Source organism: Micromonospora sp. Mcm103, assembly GCF_024519755.1.
Taxonomy (GTDB): Bacteria; Actinomycetota; Actinomycetes; order Mycobacteriales; family Micromonosporaceae; genus Micromonospora; species Micromonospora aurantiaca.
This window is the reverse complement of sequence record NZ_JALJRJ010000055.1, coordinates 1-984: the sequence shown is the minus strand read 5'-3', so window position 1 is coordinate 984 and position 984 is coordinate 1. Positions and strand designations below refer to the sequence as shown.

The following is a 984-nucleotide window of genomic DNA, read 5'->3' as shown; positions in this document are numbered from 1 at the left end:
CATCGGCCCGCCCGGCACCCACGGCCGGTCGGGGAATCGGCCCGGCCCCGGCGTCGTTACATCCCCCGAGCGACGGGCACCCCGCCGTCCCCGGGAATGACCCCGGTCCGGTCGTCGTTACACCCCCCGAGCCGCGGAGCAGGCCCCCCGGCCGCCCGCGCGGCTACAGCCCTTTTCCGACGGGCACCCCCCGAAGACTTTCCCCCTTCTCGCGGCATCCCCTATCGCCGCGGTTTTCCCCCAACCAGGGAGGCAACCATCATGGCTACCACTCTGCTGCGCAAGACCGTTCTGACCGCTGCCGGTATCGCCGCCACCGCCGGTGGCATCGCCGGCCCCGCGATCGCCGCCCACGCCGCCCCCACCACCAGCACCAGCGTGGTGGCCGACCGCAAGGGCCACGGCGAGCGGGAACTCGACGTGCGCTACGAAGCCCAGCCCAACTTCTACTTCTGCGGCCCCGCCGCCGCCCGCAACGCCCTGTCCGTGCAGGGCAAGAACATCGACGTGCACGCCATGGCCAAGGAGATGGGCACCACCGAGGCCGGCACCAACTCCATCAACGACATCACCCCGGTGCTGAACAAGGAGACCGGCGCGAAGGACGCCTACAAGTCCGTCGAGATCAGCACCCCGAAGGCCGACGACAAGCAGACCGACAAGCTTCGCGCCGACGTCGTCAAGACCGTCGACGCCGGCCGGGCCGTGGTCGCCAACATCGCCGGCACCGCCACCGACACCGACGGCACCACCCACTCCTTCGAAGGCGGCCACTACATCAGCGTCATCGGCTACCGCGACGACGGCCACACCGTCACCATCGCCGACAGCGCCGACCCCAACACCGCCACCTACCGCATGAGCATCGACAACCTCGCCGACTGGATCGCCACCCGCGGCTACAGCACCAGCTAAGCAACACCGCCGCACATATGGCTGCAGAGCAATAGCGACAGCACGCACACCGGAAGGGCCCGACCCCCA

Annotated in this window: 1 protein-coding gene; it reads left to right on the top strand. The window is 69.8% G+C overall.

What is annotated here, in order from left to right; all coding sequences use genetic code 11:
- Positions 1 to 261: 261 nt before the first annotated feature.
- On the top strand, positions 262 to 915 hold the full coding sequence (locus tag OC439_RS30140; RefSeq protein ID WP_262016379.1) for a C39 family peptidase: 654 nt from the start codon (positions 262 to 264) through the stop codon (positions 913 to 915).
- The last annotated feature ends 69 nt before the right edge of the window (positions 916 to 984 follow it).

Excerpts from the sequence above, each read along its gene's own strand:
- OC439_RS30140 (WP_262016379.1), top strand. The coding sequence starts at position 262 with ATGGCTACCACTCTGCTGCGCAAGACCGTTCTGACCGCTGCCGGTATC.